This is a genomic window from Porphyrobacter sp. LM 6, from assembly GCF_001720465.1.
GTDB lineage: Bacteria > Pseudomonadota > Alphaproteobacteria > Sphingomonadales > Sphingomonadaceae > Erythrobacter.
On the sequence record NZ_CP017113.1, the window covers coordinates 81319 to 105767 of the forward strand.

The 24449-nt window shown below is 65.6% G+C and carries 19 protein-coding genes, 1 tRNA gene and 1 pseudogene; 14 read left to right on the forward strand and 7 right to left on the reverse strand.

The window, feature by feature from the left end; all coding sequences use genetic code 11:
• Positions 1-3: 3 nt before the first annotated feature.
• The 4 genes and pseudogenes from BG023_RS00455 to BG023_RS00470 all read left to right on the forward strand — a co-directional run bounded on the left by BG023_RS00455 (position 4) and on the right by BG023_RS00470 (position 2944).
• Positions 4-354 carry an arsenate reductase gene (locus BG023_RS00455; RefSeq protein WP_069308704.1) on the forward strand — a complete coding sequence of 117 codons (351 nt, stop codon included), beginning with the start codon at positions 4-6 and terminating at the stop codon, positions 352-354.
• On the forward strand, positions 333-941 hold the full coding sequence (gene pnuC / locus BG023_RS00460) for a nicotinamide riboside transporter PnuC (protein WP_335673840.1): 609 nt from the start codon (positions 333-335) through the stop codon (positions 939-941). The genes BG023_RS00455 and pnuC overlap by 22 nt, the downstream gene beginning before the upstream one ends.
• Positions 938-1921: an AAA family ATPase gene (locus tag BG023_RS00465; RefSeq protein ID WP_233993036.1), complete on the forward strand. Its 984-nt coding sequence runs from the start codon at positions 938-940 to the stop codon at positions 1919-1921. Before pnuC ends, BG023_RS00465 begins: the two co-directional genes overlap by 4 nt.
• Positions 1914-2944, forward strand: a pseudogene (locus tag BG023_RS00470) (glycerophosphodiester phosphodiesterase family protein). Before BG023_RS00465 ends, BG023_RS00470 begins: the two are co-directional and overlap by 8 nt.
• Here the strand turns inward: BG023_RS00470 and ubiG are convergent.
• Entirely contained in the window at positions 2941-3678 is a 738-nt protein-coding gene (gene ubiG / locus BG023_RS00475; protein ID WP_069308705.1) for a bifunctional 2-polyprenyl-6-hydroxyphenol methylase/3-demethylubiquinol 3-O-methyltransferase UbiG, read from the reverse strand. The pseudogene BG023_RS00470 and the gene ubiG overlap by 4 nt on opposite strands.
• Before the next feature lie 52 nt (positions 3679-3730).
• On the opposite strand from ubiG, the gene BG023_RS00480 reads away from it, so the two are divergent.
• From BG023_RS00480 to BG023_RS00510, 7 genes are all read left to right on the forward strand, one after another.
• Positions 3731-5002 carry an aspartate kinase gene (locus BG023_RS00480; protein ID WP_069308706.1) on the forward strand — a complete coding sequence of 424 codons (1272 nt, stop codon included), beginning with the start codon at positions 3731-3733 and terminating at the stop codon, positions 5000-5002.
• A gap of 104 nt (positions 5003-5106) precedes the next feature.
• Complete coding sequence (locus tag BG023_RS00485) at positions 5107-5775, forward strand: helix-turn-helix domain-containing protein (protein ID WP_069308707.1); 669 nt, start codon at positions 5107-5109, stop codon at positions 5773-5775.
• A gap of 278 nt (positions 5776-6053) precedes the next feature.
• A complete protein-coding gene (locus BG023_RS00490) occupies positions 6054-6962 on the forward strand; it encodes a GGDEF domain-containing protein (RefSeq protein WP_190315789.1) in 909 nt (302 codons plus the stop codon).
• Positions 6963-6997: 35 nt separating this feature from the next.
• The gene (gene purT / locus BG023_RS00495) at positions 6998-8194 is read left to right on the forward strand and encodes a formate-dependent phosphoribosylglycinamide formyltransferase (protein WP_069308709.1); all 1197 of its coding nucleotides are present in this window, start codon (positions 6998-7000) and stop codon (positions 8192-8194) included.
• A gap of 11 nt (positions 8195-8205) precedes the next feature.
• Positions 8206-9219: an NAD(P)H-dependent flavin oxidoreductase gene (locus tag BG023_RS00500; protein ID WP_069308710.1), complete on the forward strand. Its 1014-nt coding sequence runs from the start codon at positions 8206-8208 to the stop codon at positions 9217-9219.
• A gap of 1 nt (position 9220) precedes the next feature.
• Complete coding sequence (purU, locus tag BG023_RS00505; RefSeq protein WP_069308711.1) at positions 9221-10087, forward strand: formyltetrahydrofolate deformylase; 867 nt, start codon at positions 9221-9223, stop codon at positions 10085-10087.
• A 49-nt stretch (positions 10088-10136) separates the two neighbouring features.
• Positions 10137-10538 carry a glyoxalase/bleomycin resistance/extradiol dioxygenase family protein gene (locus BG023_RS00510; RefSeq protein WP_069311035.1) on the forward strand — a complete coding sequence of 134 codons (402 nt, stop codon included), beginning with the start codon at positions 10137-10139 and terminating at the stop codon, positions 10536-10538.
• Here the strand turns inward: BG023_RS00510 and BG023_RS00515 are convergent.
• The gene (locus BG023_RS00515) at positions 10535-10993 is read right to left on the reverse strand and encodes a beta-lactamase hydrolase domain-containing protein (RefSeq protein ID WP_069308712.1); all 459 of its coding nucleotides are present in this window, start codon (positions 10991-10993) and stop codon (positions 10535-10537) included. The two genes, BG023_RS00510 and BG023_RS00515, sit on opposite strands and share 4 nt — an antisense overlap.
• Positions 10990-13158 carry a PQQ-dependent dehydrogenase, methanol/ethanol family gene (locus BG023_RS00520; RefSeq protein ID WP_069308713.1) on the reverse strand — a complete coding sequence of 723 codons (2169 nt, stop codon included), beginning with the start codon at positions 13156-13158 and terminating at the stop codon, positions 10990-10992. The genes BG023_RS00515 and BG023_RS00520 overlap by 4 nt, the downstream gene beginning before the upstream one ends.
• A 113-nt stretch (positions 13159-13271) precedes the next feature.
• On the opposite strand from BG023_RS00520, the gene BG023_RS00525 reads away from it, so the two are divergent.
• Positions 13272-14147 carry a dienelactone hydrolase family protein gene (locus BG023_RS00525; RefSeq protein WP_069308714.1) on the forward strand — a complete coding sequence of 292 codons (876 nt, stop codon included), beginning with the start codon at positions 13272-13274 and terminating at the stop codon, positions 14145-14147.
• Between the two features lie 21 nt (positions 14148-14168).
• Here BG023_RS00525 and BG023_RS00530 read toward each other — a convergent pair whose 3' ends face one another.
• Positions 14169-15137, reverse strand: coding sequence for a complex I NDUFA9 subunit family protein (locus BG023_RS00530; RefSeq protein ID WP_069308715.1), 969 nt, complete (start codon positions 15135-15137; stop codon positions 14169-14171).
• A 248-nt stretch (positions 15138-15385) separates the two neighbouring features.
• Here BG023_RS00530 and BG023_RS00535 point away from each other — a divergent pair.
• Positions 15386-15472: transfer RNA gene (locus BG023_RS00535), tRNA-Leu, on the forward strand.
• A 393-nt stretch (positions 15473-15865) separates the two neighbouring features.
• Positions 15866-18070, forward strand: coding sequence for a TonB-dependent receptor family protein (locus tag BG023_RS00540; protein ID WP_069308716.1), 2205 nt, complete (start codon positions 15866-15868; stop codon positions 18068-18070).
• 62 nt (positions 18071-18132) lie between these two features.
• On the opposite strand, the gene gltX is transcribed toward BG023_RS00540, so the two are convergent.
• The 3 genes from gltX to rpoC form a co-directional block, all read right to left on the reverse strand.
• A complete protein-coding gene (gltX, locus tag BG023_RS00545; RefSeq protein ID WP_069308717.1) occupies positions 18133-19491 on the reverse strand; it encodes a glutamate--tRNA ligase in 1359 nt (452 codons plus the stop codon).
• Between the two features lie 41 nt (positions 19492-19532).
• The gene (locus tag BG023_RS00550) at positions 19533-19973 is read right to left on the reverse strand and encodes a DNA-directed RNA polymerase subunit beta' (RefSeq protein ID WP_069308718.1); all 441 of its coding nucleotides are present in this window, start codon (positions 19971-19973) and stop codon (positions 19533-19535) included.
• 157 nt (positions 19974-20130) lie between these two features.
• A complete protein-coding gene (gene rpoC / locus BG023_RS00555) occupies positions 20131-24432 on the reverse strand; it encodes a DNA-directed RNA polymerase subunit beta' (protein WP_069308719.1) in 4302 nt (1433 codons plus the stop codon).
• Between the last annotated feature and the right edge of the window lie 17 nt (positions 24433-24449).

Genomic DNA, 24449 nt, shown 5'->3' on the forward strand with positions numbered 1-24449 from the left:
GCAATGACCATTCACCTCTACGGCATTCCCAACTGCGACACGGTGAAGAAGGCGCGCGACTGGCTCGAGACGCAGGGCCACCCTTACGTGTTTCACGATTACAAGAAGGAAGGTGCCGATCCCGCCCGCATCGCCGGCTGGATCGCGGCGGCTGGCCTCGATCTGGTGGTGAACCGCAAGGGCACGACCTACCGCGCGCTGTCGGATGACGACAAGACCCGCGCCGCCGGTGCCGAGAGCGCCCCGGCCCTGCTCGCAGCCAACCCTTCGGTGATAAAGCGGCCCATTGTCGAGCACGACGGCGGTCTGCTGGTCGGCTTCAAGCCGGACGAATGGGTCGCCGCGCTCGGCTGACCCTCACCCCGATGAACCCGCTGGAGATCATCGCCGTCGTGCTCGGGCTGGCCAATATCGGCCTGCTGGTGCGGCGTTCGATCTGGAACTACCCCTTCGGAATGGCGATGGTGGCGCTCTATTTCGTCATCTTCCACGACGCGCGGCTTTACGGCGAGGCGTGGCTGCAGGTGTTCTTCTTCGTTGTGCAGGGCTGGGGCTGGTGGCTGTGGGCGCGCGCCGGCGGGCTCAGCCGCAGCGTGCAGGTCGAATGGATGGGCTGGCACGCGCGCGCGGGCTCGCTGGTGCTGGTGGCCGGATCGAGCATCGGCATCGGCTGGGCGATGGCCCGCTGGACCGATGCCGTGCTGCCCTATGCCGACGCGACCATCGCCGGCGCGAGCGTTGTCGCGCAGGTGCTGCTAGCGATGCGCCGGGTGGAAAACTGGGCGCTGTGGATCGCGATCGATGTGCTGTCGGTGGCGGTCTACATCAACCGCGAGCTCTATTTCACCGCTGGTCTCTACGTGGCCTTCCTCGTGCTGGCGACAGCCGGACTGATCGCCTGGGCCAAGGCCGCGCGCTCCGGCGAGGCGATCGAAGCGTGACGAAACGCGGCTTCCTTCTTGGCAAGTTCATGCCGCCCCACGCCGGACACATGGCGCTGATCCGCGCCGCCCGGGCGCTGGTGGACGAGCTTACCGTGCTGGTGTGCTGGCTTCCCGATGATCCGATCCCCGGCGAAACGCGGCTCCAATGGATGCGCGAACTCGCCCCCGATTGCCGGATCATGGGGCATGGCGACGTGGTGCCGCAGACCCCGGAGGACAGCGCCGATTTTTGGCCGATCTGGCGCGGTATCGTGGCCGCAGCGCACCCCGAGCCGATCGACTATATCTTTGCCGGAGAGGATTACGGCGCAGAGCTCGCCCGGCAGGTCGGCGGCTTCTTCGTGCCGCTCGGGGGCCGTATGCTGGGCCTCTCGGACGATCCCGTGGCGGGCTTGTCCGCCAGCGCGGTGCGGGCCGATCCGGCGGCGCATTGGGCCTATCTGCCGCAGCCGGTGCAGACGCATTACCGCCGCACCATCTGCCTCCACGGGGCCGAAAGCACCGGCAAGACGACCCTCGCCGCCCTGCTCGCCAAGGAGACCGGCGCACTCACTGTCGGTGAATATGGCCGCAGCCATTGCGAGGTGCATCGCGGTCCGCTCAGCCGTGATGACTTGCTCCTCATCGGACGCGCGCAACAGGCAATGATCGCCGCTGCGAGCGAATGGGCGGGGCCCCTCCTGCTGGTCGATACCGATGCCTTGATGACCGCAGCATGGTGCGAGATGCTGCTGGGCGAACGTCCCGCCGAACTGATGACTGCGCCCCGGGCCGATCTCTACCTCCTGCTCGAACCCGACCTGCCGTGGGTTGATGATGGCACGCGCTTTTTCAGCGATCCGGCCGACCGTCACCGGTTTGCAAGGATCGTGGCGCAGGTGCTGGAGGATGCCGGGGTGCCCTTCGTTCGGATTTCCGGGCAAGGTGACGAACGGCTGGCCGCCGCACGCGCCGCGATAGGAGCGATGAATGACTAAGCCTCGCCTGATCCTTGCCACGCTACTGCTGGCCGCCACACCGGCAGGCGCGCAGAATGGCGAGATGCTGATCATCGCTCACCGCGGTGCGAGTGCCGAACGGCCCGAACACACCCTCGCCGCCTATGAACGCGCGATCGATCAGGGCGCCGATTACATCGAGCCCGATCTGGTCGTGACCAAGGATCTGGTGCTGGTCTCACGCCACGAAAACGAGCTGTCGGGCACCACCGATGTCGCTTCCCGTGAGGAGTTCGAGGATCGTCGCCGCGACAAGACGATCGACGGGCAGAAGGTCGCGGGCTGGTTCGCCGAGGACTTCACCCTCGCCGAACTGCGAAGCCTGCGCGCCAAGGAACGCATCCCTTCGCTGCGCCCGGCCAATGCGCGGTTCGACGGGCTGTATCAGGTGCCGACCTTCGCCGAGATCGTGAAGCTGGTGCGCGCAAAGGAGGCCGAAACCGGCCGCCGCATCGGGCTGTATCCCGAGCTCAAGCACCCAGAATTCCTGTTGCAGGATTCCGGCATCGACATGGTCGATCTGGTGCTGCGCGAATTCCGTACGCTCGGCATTACGCCCACCGATCCGGTGTTCATCCAGAGCTTCGAGATCGCGCCGCTCCAGCGGCTCAAGCAGCGCGGTGGCGGGTTCAAGCTGGTGCAACTGGTCAAGCCCGAGGATGGCCCGGCGGACGAGCCCGCGATGCGCTATGTCGACATGGTGACCCCCACCGGCCTTGCCGAGATCGCCAAATATGCCGACGCGGTGGGCGCGCATGTCGCCTTGGTCCTCAACCCCGATGGCACCCCGACCGCGCTGGTGGCCGACGCCAAGGCGGCGGGGCTGACGGTGCACGCATGGACAGTGCGGCCGGAGAACGAGTTTCTCCCCCGATGCTGCGGACGGGTGATGATCCCAAGGGTCGGGGCTGCGGCGACGTGAAGCTCGCCGCGCTGCTCAAGGCGGCCGGCGTTGCGGGGGTGTTCAGCGATGGCCGGCTGAAGGGGCGGACCTGCCCCTAAGCACGCCGCGCGCTGAGGATGTAATTGAGCGCCATATCATCCGACAGGTGCAACCCCTTGCCCGGTCGCCACGCGATGCCGCGCATCGCGGTCACGCTTAGCCCTGCATCGGCGAGCAGATCTTCGAACTCCTCGGGCGTGATGAAATCGTCCCAATGGTGCGTGCCCTTGGGGACATAGCCCACCGCCTCCGCCGCGCCGACCAGCAGCAGGCGCGAAGCGGTGGTGCGGTTGGGGGTGGACATCACCAGCAATCCGTCCGGTGCCAGACGCGCTGCCACATCGCGCAGAAAGGCGCTCTTGTCGGCGACGTGCTCGATGACCTCCACGCAGGTGACTAGGTCGAAGGTGCCTATATCAAGGCCCCCCACCTCGCCCGCCATATAACGGATATCAAGGCCCATCGCCTCGGCATGGGCGCTGGCTGCGGCAACATTCTCCGCCGCCGCATCGACCCCCGTCACCGCAGCACCCAGCCGCGCCAGCGGCTCGCACACCAGCCCTGCCCCGCAACCGATATCGAGGGCCGCCTTGTCCGCGAGCGGCTTGGCCGAAGCCGCTGCAGCCGGCCAATGCGCGTCGATCGCGTCCCGCATAAAGGCCAGCCGCACCGGGTTCACCTGATGCAGGCTCGCCATCGGGCCTTTGGGATTCCACCAGTCGCGCGCCAGCCCGGCGAAGAAATCGGCTTCCTCGGGGCGGATAGTTACATTCGATACGTTTGCGTTTCCCATAAACCCACCCTAACAGCGCGCGCGAACACTCACCAGCAGGAGCTTTGGCGCCTTGGCTCGCATTGTGATGAAATTCGGCGGCACCTCGATGGCCGGGACGGAGCGCATCCGCCGCGTCGCCAATATAGTGCGCGCGCAGGCCGCTCGCGGCGATCAGGTCGCCGTCGTGGTCAGCGCCATGGCTGGCGAGACCGATCGACTGGTCAACTTCTGCCGCGAGGCCAATCCGCTTTACGATCCGGCCGAATATGACGTGGTCGTCGCCAGCGGCGAACAGGTCACCAGCGGGCTGCTCGCGCTGACCCTGCAAGCGCTCGGCTGCAAGTCGCGCAGCTGGCTCGGCTGGCAATTGCCGATCAACACCATCGAAGCCCACGCCAAGGCGCGCATCGAATCGATCGATTCCGAAGCGCTGATCGCCTCGATGGAAGCGGGCGAGATCGCGGTGATTCCGGGCTTTCAGGGGCTTTCGGAAGACAATCGCGTCACCACGCTGGGGCGCGGCGGCTCGGACACTTCGGCGGTGGCGGTCGCGGCCGCGATCAAGGCGGACCGCTGCGATATCTATACCGATGTCGATGGCGTCTACACCACCGACCCGCGCATCGTCGCAAAGGCGAAGAAGCAGAAGGCGGTGACTTACGAAGAAATGCTCGAACTCGCATCCGTTGGTGCCAAGGTGCTCCAGACCCGCTCGGTCGGCCTTGCCATGAAGGAAAAGGTGCGGGTGCAGGTGCTTTCGAGCTTCATCGGCGAAGGCGCACCGCCTGCCGACGATCTGCCCGGGACAATGATCGTCTCGGATGAGGAAATGGACGAATTGGTGGAGAAGGGCCTGATGGAACGCCAGCTTGTGACCGGCATCGCGCATGACAAGAACGAGGCCAAGGTGATCCTCACCCGCGTGCCCGACCGTCCGGGCGCGGTGGCGAACATCTTCGAGCCGCTCGCCGCAGCCTCGATCAATGTCGACATGATCATCCAGAACGTCGGCCGCGACAAGGGCGAGACCGACGTGACTTTCACTGTCCCCCAGTCCGACCTCGCCCGCGCGCAGGCACTGCTGGAAGACCGCCGCGATGCAATCGGCTTCAACCGCATCATCACCGACAGCAAGATCGCCAAGATTTCTGTCGTCGGCGTGGGGATGAAGAGCCACGCGGGCGTTGCCAGCACGATGTTCCGGGCGCTGTCCGAACGCGGCATCAACATCCAGGCGATCTCGACCTCCGAGATCAAGATCAGCGTGATGATCGACGAGGACGAAACCGAACTCGCGGTGCGCGTGCTGCACACCGCCTACGGGCTCGACGCGGTTAGCTGACCGTTCGTCCGTTTTTGCCGGGTTAACCATGTTAGGTTACCCCGGCTTTACCTTTGGAGCCAGACTGTGCGCGCTCTCCTCCCCGCGAGCGAAAGGCGCATTCCATGGCGATCAAGGCCCATATCGATCCGGCGCAGACCGGGGCTGGCCAGCGCGGCACGCCGCGTCAGGCCTTGCGGTTGGAAACCAGCGGGCTGGGGCCGGATGGGGGCGCGGCCAATGTCGTCATCCATAATATCTCGGCCGCCGGACTGTTGATCGAAACCGCTTTGGAACTACGCGAAGGCGATCGGCTGGCGCTTGATCTGCCCGAAGCCGGCCTCGTCACCGCGATGATCGTATGGCGTAGCGAGCGGCTTTACGGCTGCGCCTTTGAACAGGCGCTGGGACCGGCCGCTCTGGCGGCGGCGCAGCTGCAATCCTCGGCGCGCGAACGCCCGGCCACTCCGGGCATCAGCAGTTCGCAGACAGGCGAAGTGCTGGGCGTTCGGATCAACCGGCTGCGGCGCGAAGCGGGGCTGACACTAGCCGATATCGCCGCCCGCCTCGGAGTCAGCAAGCCGACGGTGTGGGCATGGGAAAAGGGCAAGGCCCGCCCCCTGCCCGAACGCATCGATGCGATCGCAGCGGCGCTCGGCGTTGCGACCGAAGAGATCGTCGCCGCACCCGCGCCGGACGAGGGCATGAGCGCAGTAATCGAGGAATGTCGCCTCCGCATCGCACAGGCCTGTGCCACCCCTCCGGCACGCGTCAGGATCATGGTCGAACTCTAACGAACGCAAAATTCCCGGCGCCCCGCGCGGTTACCTATCGTATGCATTACCTATGGAACGACTGTGCGATTTCGAAAATATGGTAAACATAACCAGAAGGTGATTCGTATTTTATACAAGTAAGTTAATAAAACTAACGAAATATAGATTTCTCAGATATAATATAGGCAGTATTTAATCAAACCTGCGGAATCTGTTAGTTTTCAGCTAATCTTGATGAAATTCGAGTGGCCCGTTTTTCGTTAGACCGCGGGGGCGCAGTCGGTATGAATGTTGGTTTGAGTGGACTTGACGGCCGTGTGCTGCACGGGCTGCTTGAAGAAGTTTCCGGCGATATCGTTCTCAGACTCGACCAGCGCGGATTTATCCTTGATGCCTCCGCCAATGTTGCCGAACTCGGGCTCGATCCTGGCGCGACATTGCTGCTGCCGCATATCACCGACCTCGCCGCCGCCGATCACGCCGCCTTGGTCGGCGCACACGTTTCCACCGGGCTGGCTGGGCAATCGCAGAGCGGCTGGATCGAGTTTCCGGTCATCGCCTGCGATGAACGCGACACCTGCGGCGAAACCCGCTGCCAGCGATGGTATGCGCTGAGCCTGCGGCCGATGCGCGACGCCGCCGGGGCCATCGAAGGCGCGCTGTGCCTGATGCGTTCGGTGCAGCAGGTCCGCAGCCTCGAAGGCGAGCTCCACGCCCGCGCCGTCACCGATCCGCTGACCGGCCTCGCCAACCGCCAGGCCTTCTGCGCCAGTCTCAGGCGGCACCTTGCCAAGGGCGGCGGGCAAATGGTCGCGGTGCTGGCGGTTGACGGGCTGCGCGCGCTCCAGCTGCGTTATGGCCAGCGTGCCGCCGACGATGTGACGTGGGGCTTTGCCAAGTTCCTCGAGACGATGGCGCTCCCCGGCCACGAACTTGCACAGCTCGACGGCGAACGCTTCGGCGTGCTGCTGCCGGACCTGCCCGCCCGCGCGGCGCGCGACTGGGCGGACGAGGTGGTGCAAACCTTCTCCGCGCTCGCCGCCCCTGTCTCGGCCAAGGCTCCGCAGCTGACCGCCAGTGCCGGGCTTGCGCGGGTGGCATGCACGGTCGACTGGACCCTGCACGAGGCAGAGCTCGGCCTCGTCATGGCCCGCGCCGGGGGCGGACGTAGGGTTGCCGTGGCGGGCAACCGCAGAGCCGCATAACTGGACTTGAGCGACAGGGCGGCTAAACCGCCCCCATGAGCCACATTGCCACCATCCTGCTGCTCGGTTCGGGAGAACTCGGCCGCGAATTCGTCATTTCCGCCAAGCGCCTTGGTGCGCGGGTGATCGCCTGTGACAGCTATGATAACGCCCCCGCGATGCAGGTGGCCGACGCGCGCGAGGTGTTCTCCATGCTCGACGGCACGGCGCTGCGGGCCGCAGCGGAGAAGCACCGGCCCGACCTGATCGTGCCCGAAATCGAGGCGATCCGCACCGAAGTGCTGGCCGATCTGGAGGCCGAAGGCTTCACCATCGTCCCCTCGGCCCGCGCCGCGCAGCTCACCATGAACCGCGATGCGATACGCGATCTGGCGGCGGGCGAGCTGGGCCTAGTCACCTCGCAATACGGCTATGCGGAGAGCTTTGCCGAGTGCGAGGCCATCGCGGCCCGGATCGGTTATCCGTTGGTGATGAAGCCGGTCATGTCCTCGTCGGGCAAGGGCCAGAGCAAGGTTGACGGGCCAGAAGCGCTGGAGGCGGCGTGGGACTATGCCGTCGCCAATATGCGCGGTGACAGGGCGCGGGTGATCGCCGAACAGTTCATTGCCTTCGACTATGAAATCACCCTGCTGACCGTGCGCCACGCGGCCAAAAACGGGGGCGGCATCAGCTTCTGCCCGCCGATCGGCCACCGTCAGGAACGCGGCGATTACCGCGAAAGCTGGCAGCCTGCCGCCATGTCGCCCGCTGCGCTCGCCAAGGCGCAGGACATGGCCGCCAAGGTCGTCATGGCGCTGCAAGGCGGTGGACGCGGCTGGGGGCTCTACGGGGTCGAGTTCTTCGTGAGGGGCGAGGAAGTGATCTTCTCCGAACTCTCGCCGCGCCCGCACGATACGGGCATGGTCACGCTGGTCAGCCAGGACCTCACCGAATTCGATCTCCACGCCCGCGCGATCCTCGGTCTGCCGGTGCCGGAGAGCATCGCCGCGCGCCCCGCCGCCTCGGCTGTGATCCTTGCCGACCGCGAGAGCGAGCACTTCGCCTTCGAAGGCATCGTCGATGCGCTGGCGATGGGCGACACCGATGTGCGGATCTTCGGCAAGCCGGTCACCCGGCCCTATCGCCGCATGGGCGTGGCGCTGGCCCGCGCGGGTGACGCGCCCGCCGCAGTCGACCTCGCCAAACAGGCCGCCAGTGCCGTGCGGATTGTCTATTCCTCCAAGGCAGACTAAGCGCGCGGCCCATGAACCATTATCCCAAGACAGCCGCGATGATGAAGCGTGGCACCGACTTCCTCGGCTGCGAGACCGCAATCCTGTGCGGCGCGATGAGCTGGGTGTCCGAGCGCAACCTCGTCGCCGCCATCTCCAACGCGGGCGGGTTCGGCGTGATCGCCTGCGGGGCGATGACCCCCGAACTGCTCGACACCGAGATCGCAGCGACCAAGGCGCTCACGAGCAAGCCGTTCGGCGTAAACCTAATCACTATGCACCCCGCGCTGTTCGATCTGATCGCAGTGTGCCGCAAGCATGGCGTCACCCACGTGGTGCTGGCGGGCGGCATCCCGCCCAAGGGTTCTGTCGAGGCGATCAAGGCCGATGACAGCGGCATCAAGGTGATCTGCTTCGCCCCGACCCTCGCCCTCGCCAAGAAGCTGCTGCGCTCGGGCGCGGATGCGCTGGTGATCGAAGGCATGGAAGCGGGCGGGCATATCGGCCCGGTCTCGACCTCGGTGCTGGCGCAGGAAATCCTGCCCGAACTCAGCGCCGATCACCTGATCTTCGTCGCGGGCGGCATCGGCCGGGGCGAGGCGATCGCGAGTTACCTCGAAATGGGCGCGGCGGGCGTGCAGCTCGGCACCCGCTTCGCCTGCGCGACCGAGAGCATCGCCCACCCCGATTTCAAGAAGGCCTTCTTCCGCGCCTCGGCCCGTGAAGCCGTCGCTTCCGTGCAGGTAGATCCGCGCCTCCCGGTGATCCCGGTGCGCGCGCTCAAGAACAAGGGCACCGAGGAATTCACCGCCAAGCAGCGCGAAGTCGCCGCGCTTCTCGATGCGGGCGAAGTCGACATGGGCGAAGCGCAGCTCCAGATCGAACACTTCTGGGCAGGCGCCCTGCGCCGCGCGGTGATCGAGGGCGATGTCGAGAATGGCTCGGTCATGGCAGGCCAGTCGGTCGGCATGGTCACCAAGGAAGAACCCGCCGCCGATATCATCGCCGAGCTGATGAGCCAGTGCGAGGCGGCGCTGGCCCGATAGAATGGCCGCCCCGCTGATCCTTACGCTGGCCTGCCCCGACCGGCCCGGCATCACCGCGCAGGTCACCGGGTTCCTGTTCGCGCGCGGGTGCAATATCCTCGACGCGCAGCAGTTCAACGACCGCGCCGAAGCGGGCGGGAGCGACAGGTTCTTCATGCGCGTGGTGTTCGACCCCGATGGTTCGACCGCAGAGGGCTTGCGCGAAGATTTCGCAACACTGGCGAGCGAGTTCGGGATGGAATGGAAGATGGCGCGCGAGGATCGCCCGCGCCGCACCATCATCCTCGTCAGCAAGTTCGACCATTGCCTTGTCGATCTGCTCTACCGCTGCCGCACCGGCGAATTGCCGATCGAGGTGGTGGCGATCGTCTCCAACCACCCGCGCGAGGCCGCGATCCGGGTGGATATCGGCGATATCCCATTCCACCACACCCCTGTCACCCCCGACACCAAGCCAGCTGCCGAGGCGCAGTTCCGCGCGCTGGCAGAGCAGACCGAAGCCGAGCTGGTGGTGCTGGCGCGCTACATGCAGGTCTTCTCGGACGAGCAATCCGCGCATTTCGCCGGGCGCTGCATCAACATCCACCATTCCTTCCTCCCCGGCTTCAAGGGCGCGCGGCCTTACCATCAGGCCCACGCGCGCGGTGTGAAGATCATCGGCGCGACCGCGCACTTCGTCACCGCCGATCTCGATGAAGGCCCGATCATCCATCAGGATGTCGAGCGCATCACCCATGCCGACAGCCCCGAAGACCTCGTCCGCAAGGGCCGCGACATCGAACGCCGCGTGCTCGCCGAAGCGGTGCGCCTGTTCGCGCAGGAGCGGGTGCTGATGAACGGCAACCGCACGGTGGTGTTCAGGGGCTAGGCGCTTTTCGCAGGTGTGCGAGGCACGCAAGCACGGCACAATCCGCCCCATGATCGTCCAGCGCCTCGACCATGTGAACATCATCACCGACCGGCTCGTCGAGACCGCACGGTTCTATGCCGAACTGCTCGATCTGGAGGAGCGCGACGGCCCGCCGCCGCTGCCGCCGCATCAGGTGCGCTGGATGTATGACCACGCGGGCAGCGCGATCCTGCATCTCAATTCGGTCGATTGCCCGCGCGCGTTTGACCGCGACGTGGCGCCCGGCAGCGAGACCGGCGCGATCCACCATGTCGCGCTGCGTTGCGGGGATTTCGACGAGGTGAAGGCGCGGCTCGATGAGCGGGGCGCCGATTACCGGATCAACGATCTGAGCAGCATCGGCCTCAGGCAGATCTTCACCGCCGATCCCAACAACGTGCTGCTCGAACTGAACTTCTTCGCGAGCTAACCGCCAAGCAGCGCCCGCCAGGGCGCCGCCCGCTCGTCATCGCTTTCTAGCGGGTTCCAGACGGCGGCCATCCGCGCCCGCGCCTCGGGCTCGGGCACCCCTGCCGCGCGGTCGAGCAGGTAGAAGAACGCCGTCACCCGCCAGTTCATGATGCAATGGACGTGATGCGGCCCGTCATGCGCGGCCAGCGCCGCTTCGAGCGCTGCGACATGATCGGCGCCGGGCGCGTCGAAGGGCACCGGGATATGCGTATAGGCGATGCCCTCGGCCGCCAGCAGCGCGGCTTCATCGGCCAGCGCCTCGGGGTGATTGTCGAGCGCGAGATTCACCACATGGCGCACGCCGATGGCGGCAAGCCGCGCGGGATCGTGCGCTTCGAGCTTGCCCGAAGTGGTGATCCCGTCGGGCCGCCGCTGCCAGTTGCGGATGTCCTGGGGATCACCGGGTCGGGTCATTTGCGCGCGACTTTCGGCGCCCCTTCGAGCGCCTTGTCATCATTGGCACGCTTGATCACATAGGCGCGGATCGCCTCAATCTCGTCCTTCGACAGCGAACCCTTGAAGCTCACCATGCCGTTATCCTTGAGGATGCCGCCCTCGACCACCGCGTTCCATGCCTGCGCGCTTTCAAGCGAACCGGCACGGCGCAAGTCGGGCAACACGGTCGATCCGACCGCACCCGGCCCGTGGCACACCGCGCAGTAGCGGCCGAACTTGGCCTGCCCCAGCGCGATCACCTGCGGCGAAGCGGTGCTCGGCGGCGGGTCGAGCGGGAGATCGGTCAGCGCAGGTTCGGTCGGCAGCTTCGCCTTGCCGCCAAGCTTGAACACCAGCAGGCGGCTGATGTTGCGGACCGGTGCCTTGCGCTTGATGAGATCGCCATCAACGGTCAGTGCATAGGCCCCGCCCCAGCCGGCCAGCACCGCGACATATTGCTCGCCGTTCACCGAGTAGGTCACCGGCGGCGCAACCACGCCGGTCTGTGCGGCGAAGCTCCACAGCTTCTCGCCGGTTTCCGCATTATAGGCATTGAACTCGCTGCCTGTGGTGCCCTGGAAGACAAGGCCACCGCCGGTCGCCAGCACGCCGCCGTTCCAAGGCCCCGGATGTTCGACCGTCCAGCGCGCCTTCTGCGCCACCGGATCCCACGCAACCAGCCGCCCCTTGAGCGTGCCGGCCGCTTGCTTCCTGAAGCCGCCATCCGCGGGCAATTCGCCGGCAAAGCTGAAGCCGACATTGAAACCGCGTGCGCGGTCGGGCTTCCAGTTGGCTTCGGGCGCATAGAGCATCCCGGCCTCGAACGCGGGGATATAGACGAGGTTTTCGCGCGGGCTGTAGGCCATCGGGTGCCAGTTGTGCCCGCCCAGCGCACCGGGGGTGACCAGCGCGGGCTTGCCGGTCTTGTCGACGCGGGCCTCGGGATTTTCAATCGGCCGGCCGGTCTTGGGATCGATACCGGAGGCCCAGTTGACCGTCACATAGGGCTTGGCGCTGATGAACTTTCCCGTCTCGCGGTCGATCACGTAGAAGAAGCCGTTCTTGGGCGCCTGCATCAGCACCTTGCGGATCTTCCCGTCGATGGTCATGTCGGCGAGGATGATGTGCTGGGTCGCGGTGTAATCCCACGTCTCGCCGGGTGTCGTCTGGTAGTGCCAGACATATTCCCCAGTCTTGGGCCGGATCGCGACGATGCTGGAAAGATAAAGGTTGTCGCCCTCGCCCGTCCCGTCCTTGCCGGGGCTGCGGTAAGCGCGGTTCCAGGGGGATCCGTTGCCGACGCCGATATAGAGCAGATCCAGCTCCGGATCGTAGGCCATTGAATCCCACACCGTGCCGCCGCCGCCGATCGCGTCGTTGGCGCCGAGCACGTCCATGTTCCAGGTTTCCGCCGCCTTTTTGAGATAGGCGGGCGCATCATCGCCCTGCCCGCCTTCGGGCACGGTGTAGAACTTCCACAGCTGCTCGCCGGTCTCGGCATCATAGGCGGCGACAAAGCCGCGCACGCCGAACTCGGCCCCGCCGTTGCCGATGATAACCTTGCCATCGATCACGCGCGGCGCGCCGGTGATGGTGTAGCTCTTGGACTGGTCGACGGTGACCTTTTCCCACGCCACTTCGCCGGTATCGCGGTCGAGCGCGATCAGGCGGCCATCGAGCGTGCCGAAGAACAGCTTGTCACCCCACGCGGCAAGTCCACGGTTGACGACATCGCAGCACGCCTTGACCGCGGTTTCGCCCGGCACCTTCGGATCATAGGTCCACAACGGCTTGCCGGTGGCGGCGTCGAAAGCCTTCACCTTGCTCCATGCGGTGGTGAGGTAAAGATTGCCGTCCATCACCAGCGGGGTCGCTTCCTGACCGCGCGCGGTGTCCATATCGGCGAACCATTCAAGGCCGAGTTCGCCCACGTTGGCGGTGTTCACCTTGTCGAGCGGCGAGAAGCGCTGTTCGGAATAGGTGCGACCGTGGCTGATCCAGTTGGCCGAATCGTCATCCGCCCCCACCAGCATCGCGGTAGTGATCCCCTCGCCCTCATCGCTGCCGAAAATCTGGCTGCAATTCGCCAGCATCCCTGCCGAAAGCAACAGGGCAGCGCTGCCCGCCCACCGCTTGAAGTCCATTGATCCCGCTCTCCCCGTTTTCTTTTGCGGCATGTTGCCGAGTCACACTGGGCTTGTCCATGCCTCTCCCTCATGCCTATCTGTACTGCGGAGGGGCGACAGGAGAGTTTTCGATGTGCGATGAAAGCAAGCTGGCCGAATGGGCCAAGTCAACGATCAACCGCCGCCAGTTCGGCGCGTTGACGGGTGCGGCCGCGCTGGCTGCCTGCGCCTCGGGCGAGGCAGTGACCAAGGCCCAGAGCCTCGCCCCCGGCCTCAAGGAGCGCGGGGTCAGCTTCGCTACCGCCGACGGGACGATGGACGGCCTCTTCGTCCAGCCCGAAAGCGGCAATCACCCCGCCGTGATCCTGTGGCCCGACATCGCCAGCATCCGCGAATCCAAGCGCAACATCGCGCGCAAGCTGGCGAGCGAGGGGTATGCCGTTTTGGTGGTGAACCCCTACTACCGCGACGTGACCGGCGAACAGTTCGCCGATTTCGCCGCCTTCATCGCGGGGGGCGGCTTCCAGAAGGTCGGCCCGTGGCGCGGCAAATTGAATGCCGAAGCGATCATGCGCGATGCCGCCGCGATTGTCGACTGGCTCGACCGGCAGGAGGGCGTCGATCAGGCCAAGGGCATCGGCACGCAGGGCTATTGCATGGGCGGGCCGTTCACCGTCTGGAGCGCAGCCGCCGTGCCTTCGCGCATCAAGGCCGCCGCCAGCTTCCACGGCGGCGGGCTGGTGCGGCCTGACAATCCGATGAGCCCGCACGCGCTGCTCGGGAAGGTCGATGCCGGCCTGCTGATCGCCGTCGCAAAGGACGATGACGCCAAGGCGCCACAGGACAAGGTGACCTTTGCCGACGCCGCCAAGGCCGCCGGGGTCACCGCCAAGGTCGAGGTCTATGCCGGTGACCACGGCTGGATGGTGCCGGATAGCCCGGCCTACAACGCCGAGGCTGCCGCCAAGGGCGAGGCCGATCTGCTGGCGCTTTACAGCACGCTGTAACGCTGCGGCGGGGCCTCGGCCCTAACGTGCAGCGCTACGGATTTTGGCGCGCTCGTTGGCGGCGCCGAAGCGGCCGTGCTTGCGGTAACGCAGCATCCACTTGTCGAGGAACAGGCCGAGCGGCTTGGCCTCGATGCCGAGCTCGGCAAGGCCGCGCGCGCCTTCGGCCACGGTATTGCCAGCCTTCAGCAGCGTCCACTGGTCGCGGCTCATCGGGGTCAACGGCAGCGCAGCGAAGGTCGCCGACAGGCCATCAGGCACCGCGATGAAGCGCCGGTCGCGTCCCTGCGCGGCGGCAATGCGCTGGTGGATCTCCATCATAGTGAGCTGCTCCGGCCCGCCCAGCTCGTAGGTGTGCCCGCCGTGCTGTTCGGGGTGTTCAAGCGCCACCGCTACCGCCTCGGCCACATCGTCGGCATAGACCAGCTGGAGCTTCGCCTGCGGGCCGAACACCGGCAGCACCGGCAGCATCTCGATCATCCCGGCGAACAGGTTGATGAAGTTGTCGTCCTTGCCGAACACGATCGAGGGACGCAGGATCGTCGCCTTGGGGAAGGCTCCGAGCACCCGCTCCTCGCCCAGCGCCTTGCCGCGCGGATAGGCAGTGGACGAGGCGGCATCCGCGCCGATCGCGCTGACATGGACCAGGCTGACAACGCCGCTCGCGGCGGCCAGCCGCGCGATGGCGCCGGGTGCCTCGCCCATCAGCTTGGCGAGATCACCGCCGAACGCGCCGACCAGATTGACCACGTGGCTCGCCCCGTCCAGCGCGGCGGCGACGTGATCTTCGCGGGTGATGTCGCAGGGCATGAACTGCAACTGGCCAAGGTTGGCGAGCGGCTTCAGCCCTTGCGCCTTGTAAGGCGCGCGGCTGGCCAGCCGGATGCGCGCGCCGCGCTCGAGCAGCGCCTGCGCGACATAATTGCCGATGTAGCCGCTGCCGCCGAAAATCGTGACATGCTGGCCGGAAAGCGGGGAGGAAATGGGCATGGTTCCGATTGCTCTTGATGGCTGCCGTGATGGTGCCAGCGCTTTGCGTCAATGCGCGCAAGCAAGCAAGGGGCGCAATGCGCTACCGCGGGCGTAATGGCGACTTCCGAAGGCTGTGGGGCTCAGTTCGAACACCCGTTTCAGCTCGGCGAGAAACCCGGCAAGGTTTGCATTGACAGCGCCCCCAACCGCCCGCTATTGGCCCGCCCCTACCCAGCCTCCGGCACCGATGTCCGGAAGCGATCCGTGCCCAGATGGCGGAATTGGTAGACGCACCGTCTTCAGGTGGCGGCGCTCGCAAGGGCGTGGAGGTTCGAGTCCTCTTCTGGGCACCATCACATTGAAATCGTTGAGTAAGTCGTCAAATAGACGGTCTACTCAGCGTGTTTGCAACGATTTGCTGTTACGGATTGGTTCGAGTGTTGAAGCTCGAAAGTCGCAGAGCGGCTTGAACCTGTGGCGCTGGAAGCATCGCATCCATGGCATCGAGAAACGGCCTTCAATGGGCCGATATGCGGACGTCAGCCTCGCCGATGCCAGAGCGGCGCGGTCGGGGGCGGAAGCAGTGTTGGTGCGCCTCGGCCGCCCTGCCTTCGGAGCAGGCGAGCCTGAAGCCTTGCGCGCGGTATGGGCCGTCCGGAAAGGCAGCCAGACCTGCTTTCAGATGTTGACAATGATTTGCAATAACAGGAAAGGCGAGCAGCGATTCATCCCTTTGCGGAGCCTCCATGCCCTCGCCCGTCCTGCCTGCCCGTTCGCTGATAGCCCTGCTGCTCGCCTCTGCCGCCGCCCCCGCGCTGGCGGCCGAAGCGCCGGCGGAAAGCACGGGCGCGCCGGATAGCGCCAACCCCGGCGGGGCGACCTCGATCATCGTCACCGCCGGTCGCAGCGATGACCGCCTGCCCGACGAATCGGGCACGCTGATCTTCGCCGGCAAGCTTGGCGATATCGCGGTGCTGGGCGACATTCCCCCCGTCCCCTCGCGCAACCTGCGCGTGGCGCTGGCGGACATTCCGGGCCTGCTTGTCTCGGAAGTCTCGAACGGGTCGTGGGCCTCGCTGTCCTATCGCGGGCTGGGCGAGCCGCACGAAAGCTGGAACATCCTCACGCTGCAGGATGCCGTGCCCGCTGTGCCCGACATGTATTCCTACCCTGCGGGCTATTTCATCCCGCCGCTCGAGCTGGTCGACCGGGTTGAATTCATCCGCGGCGCATCGGGCCTGCTCTATGGGCCGCAGCCGGGCGGCGCGATCAACTACGTGATGCGCGGGCCGCGCCGCGAGGAAGGCGCCGAAGGCCAGGCGCGCCTCACGCTCGGCAGCTGGGACGCGCGCTCGGGCCTCGCTAATGTCGCTGTGTCCGACGGGCAATTCGCCGCCGATGGCTTCATTCAGTATTCCGAGGGCGACGGCCCGCGCCGCGTGAACAGCGATCACGAACAGACCTCGGCGCGGCTGCGCGGCCATTACATCGGCGATGCGGCAACGCTCACGCTGGCGCTGGATTACTATCAGGGCCGTTTCGGCGAACCCGGCGGGCTTTCCGCTGCCCGCCTTGCAGCCGACCGGCGCGACGGATCGACCGCGCGTGACCGGCTGCGGATCGAACGCTTCGCCCCGACGCTGGCGCTCGACTGGCAGGTGGATGATCAGACGCAGGTCACCGCCCGCGCCTTCTACAGCCGCTTCGAGCGCGAAAGCTGGCGGCAGGCCGGCGGCAGTTTTGGGCAGGTGACGCCCTATGCCAACGTGCTGGTGCGCCAGTTGCAGGTGTTCGACACCGCCGGGATCGATCTGCGCGCGCGCCATGATTTCGGCGGGCAGAGCCAGCACAGCCTCACCATCGGCGTGCTCGGCCACACGTCGGATGCGCCGGTGTTCGTCGACAAGGGCGCGAGCAATGCCGATTTCACCGGCAGCGCAGGCGCACTCGCCCGCGCGCAGCGCAGCGGCGATACGCTGGCGGTGTTCGGCGAGGTGAAGCTCGGCTTCGGCGATGTGCAGATCGTCCCCGGCTTCCGGCTGGAACGCCTGCGCCAGCGCGTGGTCGAAACGCTCGACCTCAGCCTCGGCAGCGCCACCGGCGGCGCGCCGGGCGGGGCCAACGGGGTGCTGGGCAACCGCGAAGACACGCAGACCGTGCCGCTCTACGGGATCGGGATAACATGGGACGCGGGTGACAACCTGCGCTTCGTTGCCAATGCCAGCCGCGGGTTCAAGCCGCTGCTCTATAATGACGGCGTGACCTTCCAGGCCGGGATCGATGCGGCGGGCACCTTCGATGCCTCCTACGCCTTCACGATCGAAGGCGGGCTTCAGGCCGAACCGGCAGACCCGCTGCGGATCGATGCGAGCCTGTTCCGGGTCGAATTCGAAAACCAGGTCGGTTTCCTCGCCGGCCCGCTGGTCGCAGCCCCGCCCTTCGGTGCGGTGGGCGCTGGCGGCGCGCGGCGGCAGAATGTCGGATCAATGCGCAACCAGGGCGTCGATCTGGCGGTACGGCTGGATCTGATCGGACCGGACGGGATCGCCAAGGGGGACAATACCCTGCGCCTGTCGACCAACCTGCAACTGCTCGATGCCGATTTCACCGATGGTGCGGCGGATGGCTTCACCCCGCAATATGCGCCAGAGCACCTGCTCCGCTCGACGCTGGCGTGGATGGGCAAGGATGGCGCGCGGGCGGCGCTGACCTTCACCTCGGTCGGCGACCAGCAGGGGGCGGACAACAACGTCGCCGATTTCTTCCTGCCGGGTTACGAGGTTCTCGATGCCTCGGTCGAATGGCCGGTGGCGGGCGGGTTCACGATCGGCGCGGGGGTGAACAACCTGCTCGATGAGGACTATGCCGGGCGCGTGCGGCCGGGCGGGGGCGGCGGGTTCGATCCGGGCGCGCCGCGCAACGTGTTCTTGTCGATCGGCTGGCGCGGCTAGGCTTGCCCTAGACCCCCTCTAGACCCCCCGTAGACCCGTGTTCCACGTGGAACACTGACCTATCAACGGGCAGCCTGTGCCAGCCGTGCGCGCGCCTCGGCCTCGCCGATCAGCGGCAAGAGCTCGCCCATGTCGGGGCCGTGGTCCATGCCGGTCAGCGCCTGCCGCAGCGGCAGGAACAGCGGCTTGCCCTTGCGCCCCGTCGCTTCCTTCAGCGCATTGGTGAGCGCGCCCCAAGGATTATCGCCCCATGCGAGAAGCGCCGCGGCCTCCGCGAGAAACGCCTTGTCTTCGCTGGAGAAGTCCGGCTGCACAATCGGCCCGGTGACCAGCGTCCACCAGCTTTCCGCCTCGCCCACGTGCGCCAGATTGGGCCGGATCGCGTGCCATCCGGCCTCGTCCATGCCCCCGGGCAAGCGGTGCTGCACGGCGGCGAAGGGAAGCTGATGGACAATCGCCGCGTTGAGCCGTTCGAGATCCTCCTCGTCAAACTTCGCCGGCGCCCGCCCGAAATGCGCCAGATCAAAGCTGGAAATCAGCAAGTTACGATCCGCGATCGGCTCAACCGGCTGCGACGTCCCCAGCCGCGCCAGCAGCGCGATGATCGCCTCGGGCTCGATCCCCCGCTCGCGGAAAGCATCGCAGCCGAGCGAGCCCAGTCGCTTGGAAAGCTTGCCCTCGCGCCCCACAAGCAGCGCTTCGTGGGCGAAGGTGGGGAGCGTTTTTGCTGCACTTTCTGCCGCAGCAAAGCCCGCAGCAAAAAGTGCGGTAAAGATCTGAATTTGCACGGCAGTATTGGAGACGTGATCCTCGCCGCGGAGCACCTGCGTGATGCCAATATCGATGTCGTCGACCGCGCTCGGCATCATGTAGAGCCACGTTCCGTCAGCGCGGCGGATCACCGGATCGGAGAGCTGCGCGGCATCGAATTTCTGCGTGCCGCGAATACCGTCTTCCCACTGGATCGGCTCGGCATGATCGAGCAGGAAGCGCCAGTGCGGCGCGATGCCTTCAGCCTCCTTCGCAGCGCGGTCAGCTTCCGTCAGCTTCAGCGAAGCGCGGTCGTAGATCGGCGGCAGGCCGCGCCCGAGCGCGATCTTGCGTTTGACCTCGAGCTCCTGCGCGCTCTCGTAGCATGGATAGATCCGCCCCGCCGCCCGCAGCGCGGCAAACGCCGCCTCGTAACGATCTAGCCGCGCGGACTGGCGCTCCTCGCGGTCCCAATCGAGGCCGAGCCAGGCGAGATCGGCGCGGATCGCATCGACATAGTCTTCGCGGCTGCGCTCGGCATCGGTGTCGTCGATCCGCAGGATGAACTGCCCGCCGGCCTTCTTCGCCAGCATCCAGTTGTGGAGCGCGGTGCGGATATTGCCGACGTGCAGCCGGCCGGTCGGCGAAGGGGCGAAGCGGGTGGTGGTCATGGCCGCGAGCGGTAGAGCGCCCGGCGGCGGCCCGCAAGCGTTCAGACCGCCCGCAGTTCTGCTGCCGCCAGCGCGAGCGCATTCTCCCACAGGCGGGGCGCACGATCGGGGCGGATCAGCCCGGCGACGGCATCTTCGAAGCCGAGCCGGTCCCCGCGCGCGGCGGCATCGACGAAGGCCCCGATGGTCGCTTCGTCATGGCTCATCAAGCGGCAGCAGAAGCGCGAGACGTGGATGTTCTCGGGCCAATTAGCGGAGATGGCATGGGCGAGGATCAGCGCTTTGGCGGCGATCTCCACTCCGCCCAGCCGCACCGCCAGCTCCGGCACCGGATCGCGGCCCACCCGCTCGTGCAGCGCGATCAGACGCAGCGCATGGATGAAGCGCCCACCAATCGGCCCCAGCGCCTCGACCCTCGGGGGGCGGGCCAGCGCGGCAATCGTGTCGCGGGCGGTAGCGGAGGGGGTGGGCTGTTGCGGCATGGGACCTCGCTTGAGTCTTCCGGTAGGAGAGCCCCTGATCTATCTTTATTGCGAACGCGTTGCAATAGCGATTAATGCGCTTCAGCCAAAGAAAAACCCCGCCGGAGGAATGCTCCGGCGAGGCTTCTGATGTTTGGCGCGAGGCCGACGGGGAGACTTACTCCTCGCCGTCGTCCTCAACTTCGGCCGCCGGGGCAGAGGCCGCCATGGCAGCCATTGCGGCCTTCATCTTCTCTTCCGAGCCGATCGCATCAGCGGCCGGTTCGACTTCGCGCTGGCCGGTCGCCGACAGGGCATCCTGCTGCTTCTTCCACGCCGCCTTGAGGGCAGCGTCGCGGCTGTTGGCCGTTACGCGGAGACGGTTCATGCCCGCGCCGGTACCGGCGGGGATGAGACGGCCAACGATGACGTTTTCCTTCAGACCGATCAGGGTGTCCTTCTTCCCTTCGACCGCCGCCTGCGTCAGCACGCGGGTGGTTTCCTGGAACGAGGCCGCCGAGATAAAGCTGCGGGTCTGGAGCGAAGCCTTGGTGATGCCGAGCAGCACCGGAGTGCCGGTCGCGCCCTGCTTGCCCTTGGCGAGCTTGGCGTTGATTTCCAGCATCTCGGCCAGATCGACCTGCTCGCCCGGCAGCAGGGTGGTGTCCCCGCCATCGGTGATCTCGACCTTCTGCAGCATCTGGCGAACGATTACTTCGATGTGCTTGTCGTTGATCTTAACGCCCTGCAAGCGATAGACTTCCTGAATCTCGTTTACGAGATACTCGGCCAGCGCTTCGACGCCCATCACCTCGAGGATGTCGTGCGGGTTGGGCGAGCCGGAAATCAGGGTGTCACCCTTCTTCACGTAGTCGCCTTCCTGCACGTCGATCACCTTGGTCTTGGGGATCAGGTACTCGACGGGTTCACCCTCCTCGGGAATGATCGCGATCTTGCGCTTCGCCTTGTATTCGCGGACGAATTCGATCCGGCCGGAAATCTTGGCGATGATCGAGACGTCCTTCGGCATACGTGCTTCGAACAGCTCGGCCACCCGCGGCAGACCGCCGGTGATGTCGCGGGTCTTGGCGGCTTCGCGGCTCGCACGGGCGAGAATGTCGCCCGCCTGCACCGTGTCACCATCGGCAACCGACAGGGTCGTGCCCGGAGCGAGCATATAGCGCGCCGCTTCGGTTTCCCCGTCCCCTTCACCCAGCAGGGTGAGGCGCGGACGCAGATCTTCCTTCTTCTTGCGGCCCGTCGCGCGGTTTTCGGTCACCACGCGTTGCGCGATGCCGGTGGCATCATCGACCTGTTCTTCGAGCGTGATGCCCTCGGCCAGATCCTGATACTTCACCACGCCCGACTGTTCGGTAATGATCGGCAGAGTGAACGGATCCCACTCGGCCAGACGGTCGCCGATCTTCACGTGATCGCCGTCCTTGAACATCAGCACCGTACCATAGGGCACCTTGTGCATTTCGCGCTCGCGCCCTTCGGCGTCGATCACCGCGATCTCGCCGTTGCGTGCCAAGCTCAGGATGCGGCCACGCTTGTCGGTGATGGTCGGCATGTCGTGCAGTTCGACGCGGCCATCCGAAATCGCCTCGAGGTGCGAGGTTTCGTTGAGCTGCGCCGCGCCGCCGATGTGGAAGGTCCGCATCGTCAGCTGGGTGCCGGGCTCACCGATCGACTGCGCGGCGATAACGCCGACAGCTTCACCGATGTTCACCGGGGTCCCGCGGGCAAGGTCACGACCGTAGCAGGTCGCGCAAACGCCCTGTTCGGCTTCGCAGATCAGCGGCGAGCGGATTTTGGCAGACTGCACTTCAGCCGCCTCGATTTCCTTCACCATCGCTTCGTCGAGCAGGGTGCCCGCCGGAACGATGACTTCGCCGGTTGCCGCGTTGAGGATGTCCTCCGCCACGGTGCGACCGAGGATACGCTCGCCGAGCGAGGCGATCACCGAACCGCCCTGCACGATGGCGCGCATTTCGAGCGCGTTCTGGGTGCCGCAATCTTCCTCGACGATGACGCAATCCTGCGACACGTCGACCAGACGACGGGTCAGGTAACCCGAGTTCGCGGTCTTCAGCGCGGTGTCCGCGAGGCCCTTACGGGCACCGTGGGTCGAGTTGAAGTATTCAAGAACGGTCAGACCTTCCTTGAAGTTCGAGATGATCGGGGTCTCGATGATCTCACCCGACGGCTTGGCCATCAGGCCGCGCATCCCGGCGAGCTGCTTCATCTGCGCCGGGCTACCACGGGCACCCGAGTGGCTCATCATGTAGATCGAGTTGATCTGGGCTTCCTTGCCCGTTTCGGGATCGATCGGCTGGGCCTTGATCTCCGCCATCATCGCGTCGGCGACCATGTCACCGCACTTCGACCAGGCGTCGATTACCTTGTTGTACTTTTCCTGCTGGGTGATGAGACCGTCCTGGTACTGCTGCTCGTAACCGGCAACCAGTTCCTTGGTCTCGTCGACCAGCTTTTCCTTGGCGTCGGGGATGATCATGTCATCCTTGCCGAAGGAGATGCCGGCCTTGAACGCGTGGCGGAAGCCCAGCGCCATGATGGCGTCGGCGAACAGCACGGTGTCCTTCTGGCCGGTGTGACGGTACACTTGGTCGATCACGTCGCCGATTTCACGCTTGGTGAGCAGGCGATTGATGATGTCGAAGGGCACCTTGTGGTTCTTCGGCAGGCACTCGCCGATCAGCATGCGGCCCGGGGTGGTGACGAAGCGCTTCATTGCCACGACACCGGTCTCGTCGGCCTGCGGAACGCGGGCGATGATGCGGGTGTGGAGCGTGACCGCCTTGGTTTCCAGCGCCTGATGCACTTCGGCCATGTCCGAGAAGCGCGGCAGCTTCTCGATCTTGGTGCCGTCGGCTTCGGTGATGTATTCCGGGTGCTTCTCCTGCCGCTCCATCGAGAGGTAGTAGATCCCCAGAACCATGTCCTGCGAAGGCACGATGATCGGCTTGCCGTTGGCGGGCGAGAGGATGTTGTTGGTCGACATCATCAGCACGCGCGCTTCGAGCTGGGCTTCCAGCGAAAGCGGCACGTGGACCGCCATCTGGTCACCGTCGAAGTCGGCGTTGAACGCCGAGCAGACCAGCGGGTGCAGCTGGATCGCCTTGCCTTCGATCAGCACGGGTTCGAACGCCTGAATGCCCAGACGGTGCAGCGTCGGCGCGCGGTTCAGCAGAACCGGGTGCTCGCGGATCACCTCGTCAAGGATGTCCCAGACTTCCTTGCGCTCCTTCTCGACCCACTTCTTGGCCTGCTTCAGGGTCATGGAGAGACCCTTGGCATCCAGACGGGCGTAGATGAACGGCTTGAACAGCTCGAGCGCCATCTTCTTGGGCAGGCCGCACTGGTGCAGCTTGAGTTCCGGACCGGTCACGATCACCGAACGGCCCGAATAGTCGACGCGCTTGCCGAGCAGGTTCTGGCGGAAGCGGCCCTGCTTGCCCTTGAGCATATCGGACAGCGACTTGAGCGGACGCTTGTTGGCGCCGGTGATGACGCGGCCGCGGCGGCCATTGTCGAACAGCGCGTCGACCGCTTCCTGCAGCATGCGCTTTTCGTTGCGGACGATGATGTCCGGCGCGCGCAGTTCAATCAGGCGCTTCAGACGGTTGTTACGGTTGATCACACGACGATAGAGGTCGTTGAGGTCCGAGGTGGCAAAGCGGCCACCGTCGAGCGGCACCAGCGGGCGCAGTTCGGGCGGAATGACCGGGATCACTTCGAGGATCATCCATTCCGGGCGGTTGCCGGATTCGATGAAGCTCTCGACGACCTTCAGGCGCTTGATGATCTTCTTGGGCTTGAGCGCCGACTTGGTCGTCGCCAGCTCGTCCATCAGCGCATCGCGCTCGGCTTCGAGGTCGAGCTGCATCAGCATGGTACGCACGGCTTCCGCGCCGATATCGGCGGTGAAGGCGTCTTCGCCATACTCGTCCTGCGCTTCGAGCAGTTCGTCTTCAGTGAGAAGCTGATACTTCTCGAGCGGGGTCAGGCCCGGCTCGGTGACGATGTAGCTTTCGAAGTAGAGCACGCGTTCAAGCTGCTTCAGCTGCATGTCGAGCAGCAGGCCGATGCGCGAGGGCAGCGACTTCAGGAACCAGATGTGCGCGACCGGCGCGGCCAGTTCGATGTGGCCCATGCGCTCGCGGCGGACCTTTGTCACCGTGACTTCAACGCCGCACTTTTCGCAGACGACGCCCTTGTACTTCATGCGCTTGTACTTGCCGCACAGGCACTCGTAGTCCTTCACGGGGCCGAAGATGCGCGCGCAGAACAGCCCGTCACGCTCCGGCTTGAAGGTGCGATAGTTGATCGTCTCGGGCTTCTTGATCTCGCCATAGGACCACGAGCGGATGCGCTCCGGCGAGGCGATGCCGATCTGGATCTGGTCGAAGGTTTCGGGCTTCGCCAGCTGGTTGGTGAATTTGGTCAGGTCGTTCATGACTGTGTTCCCTTAGT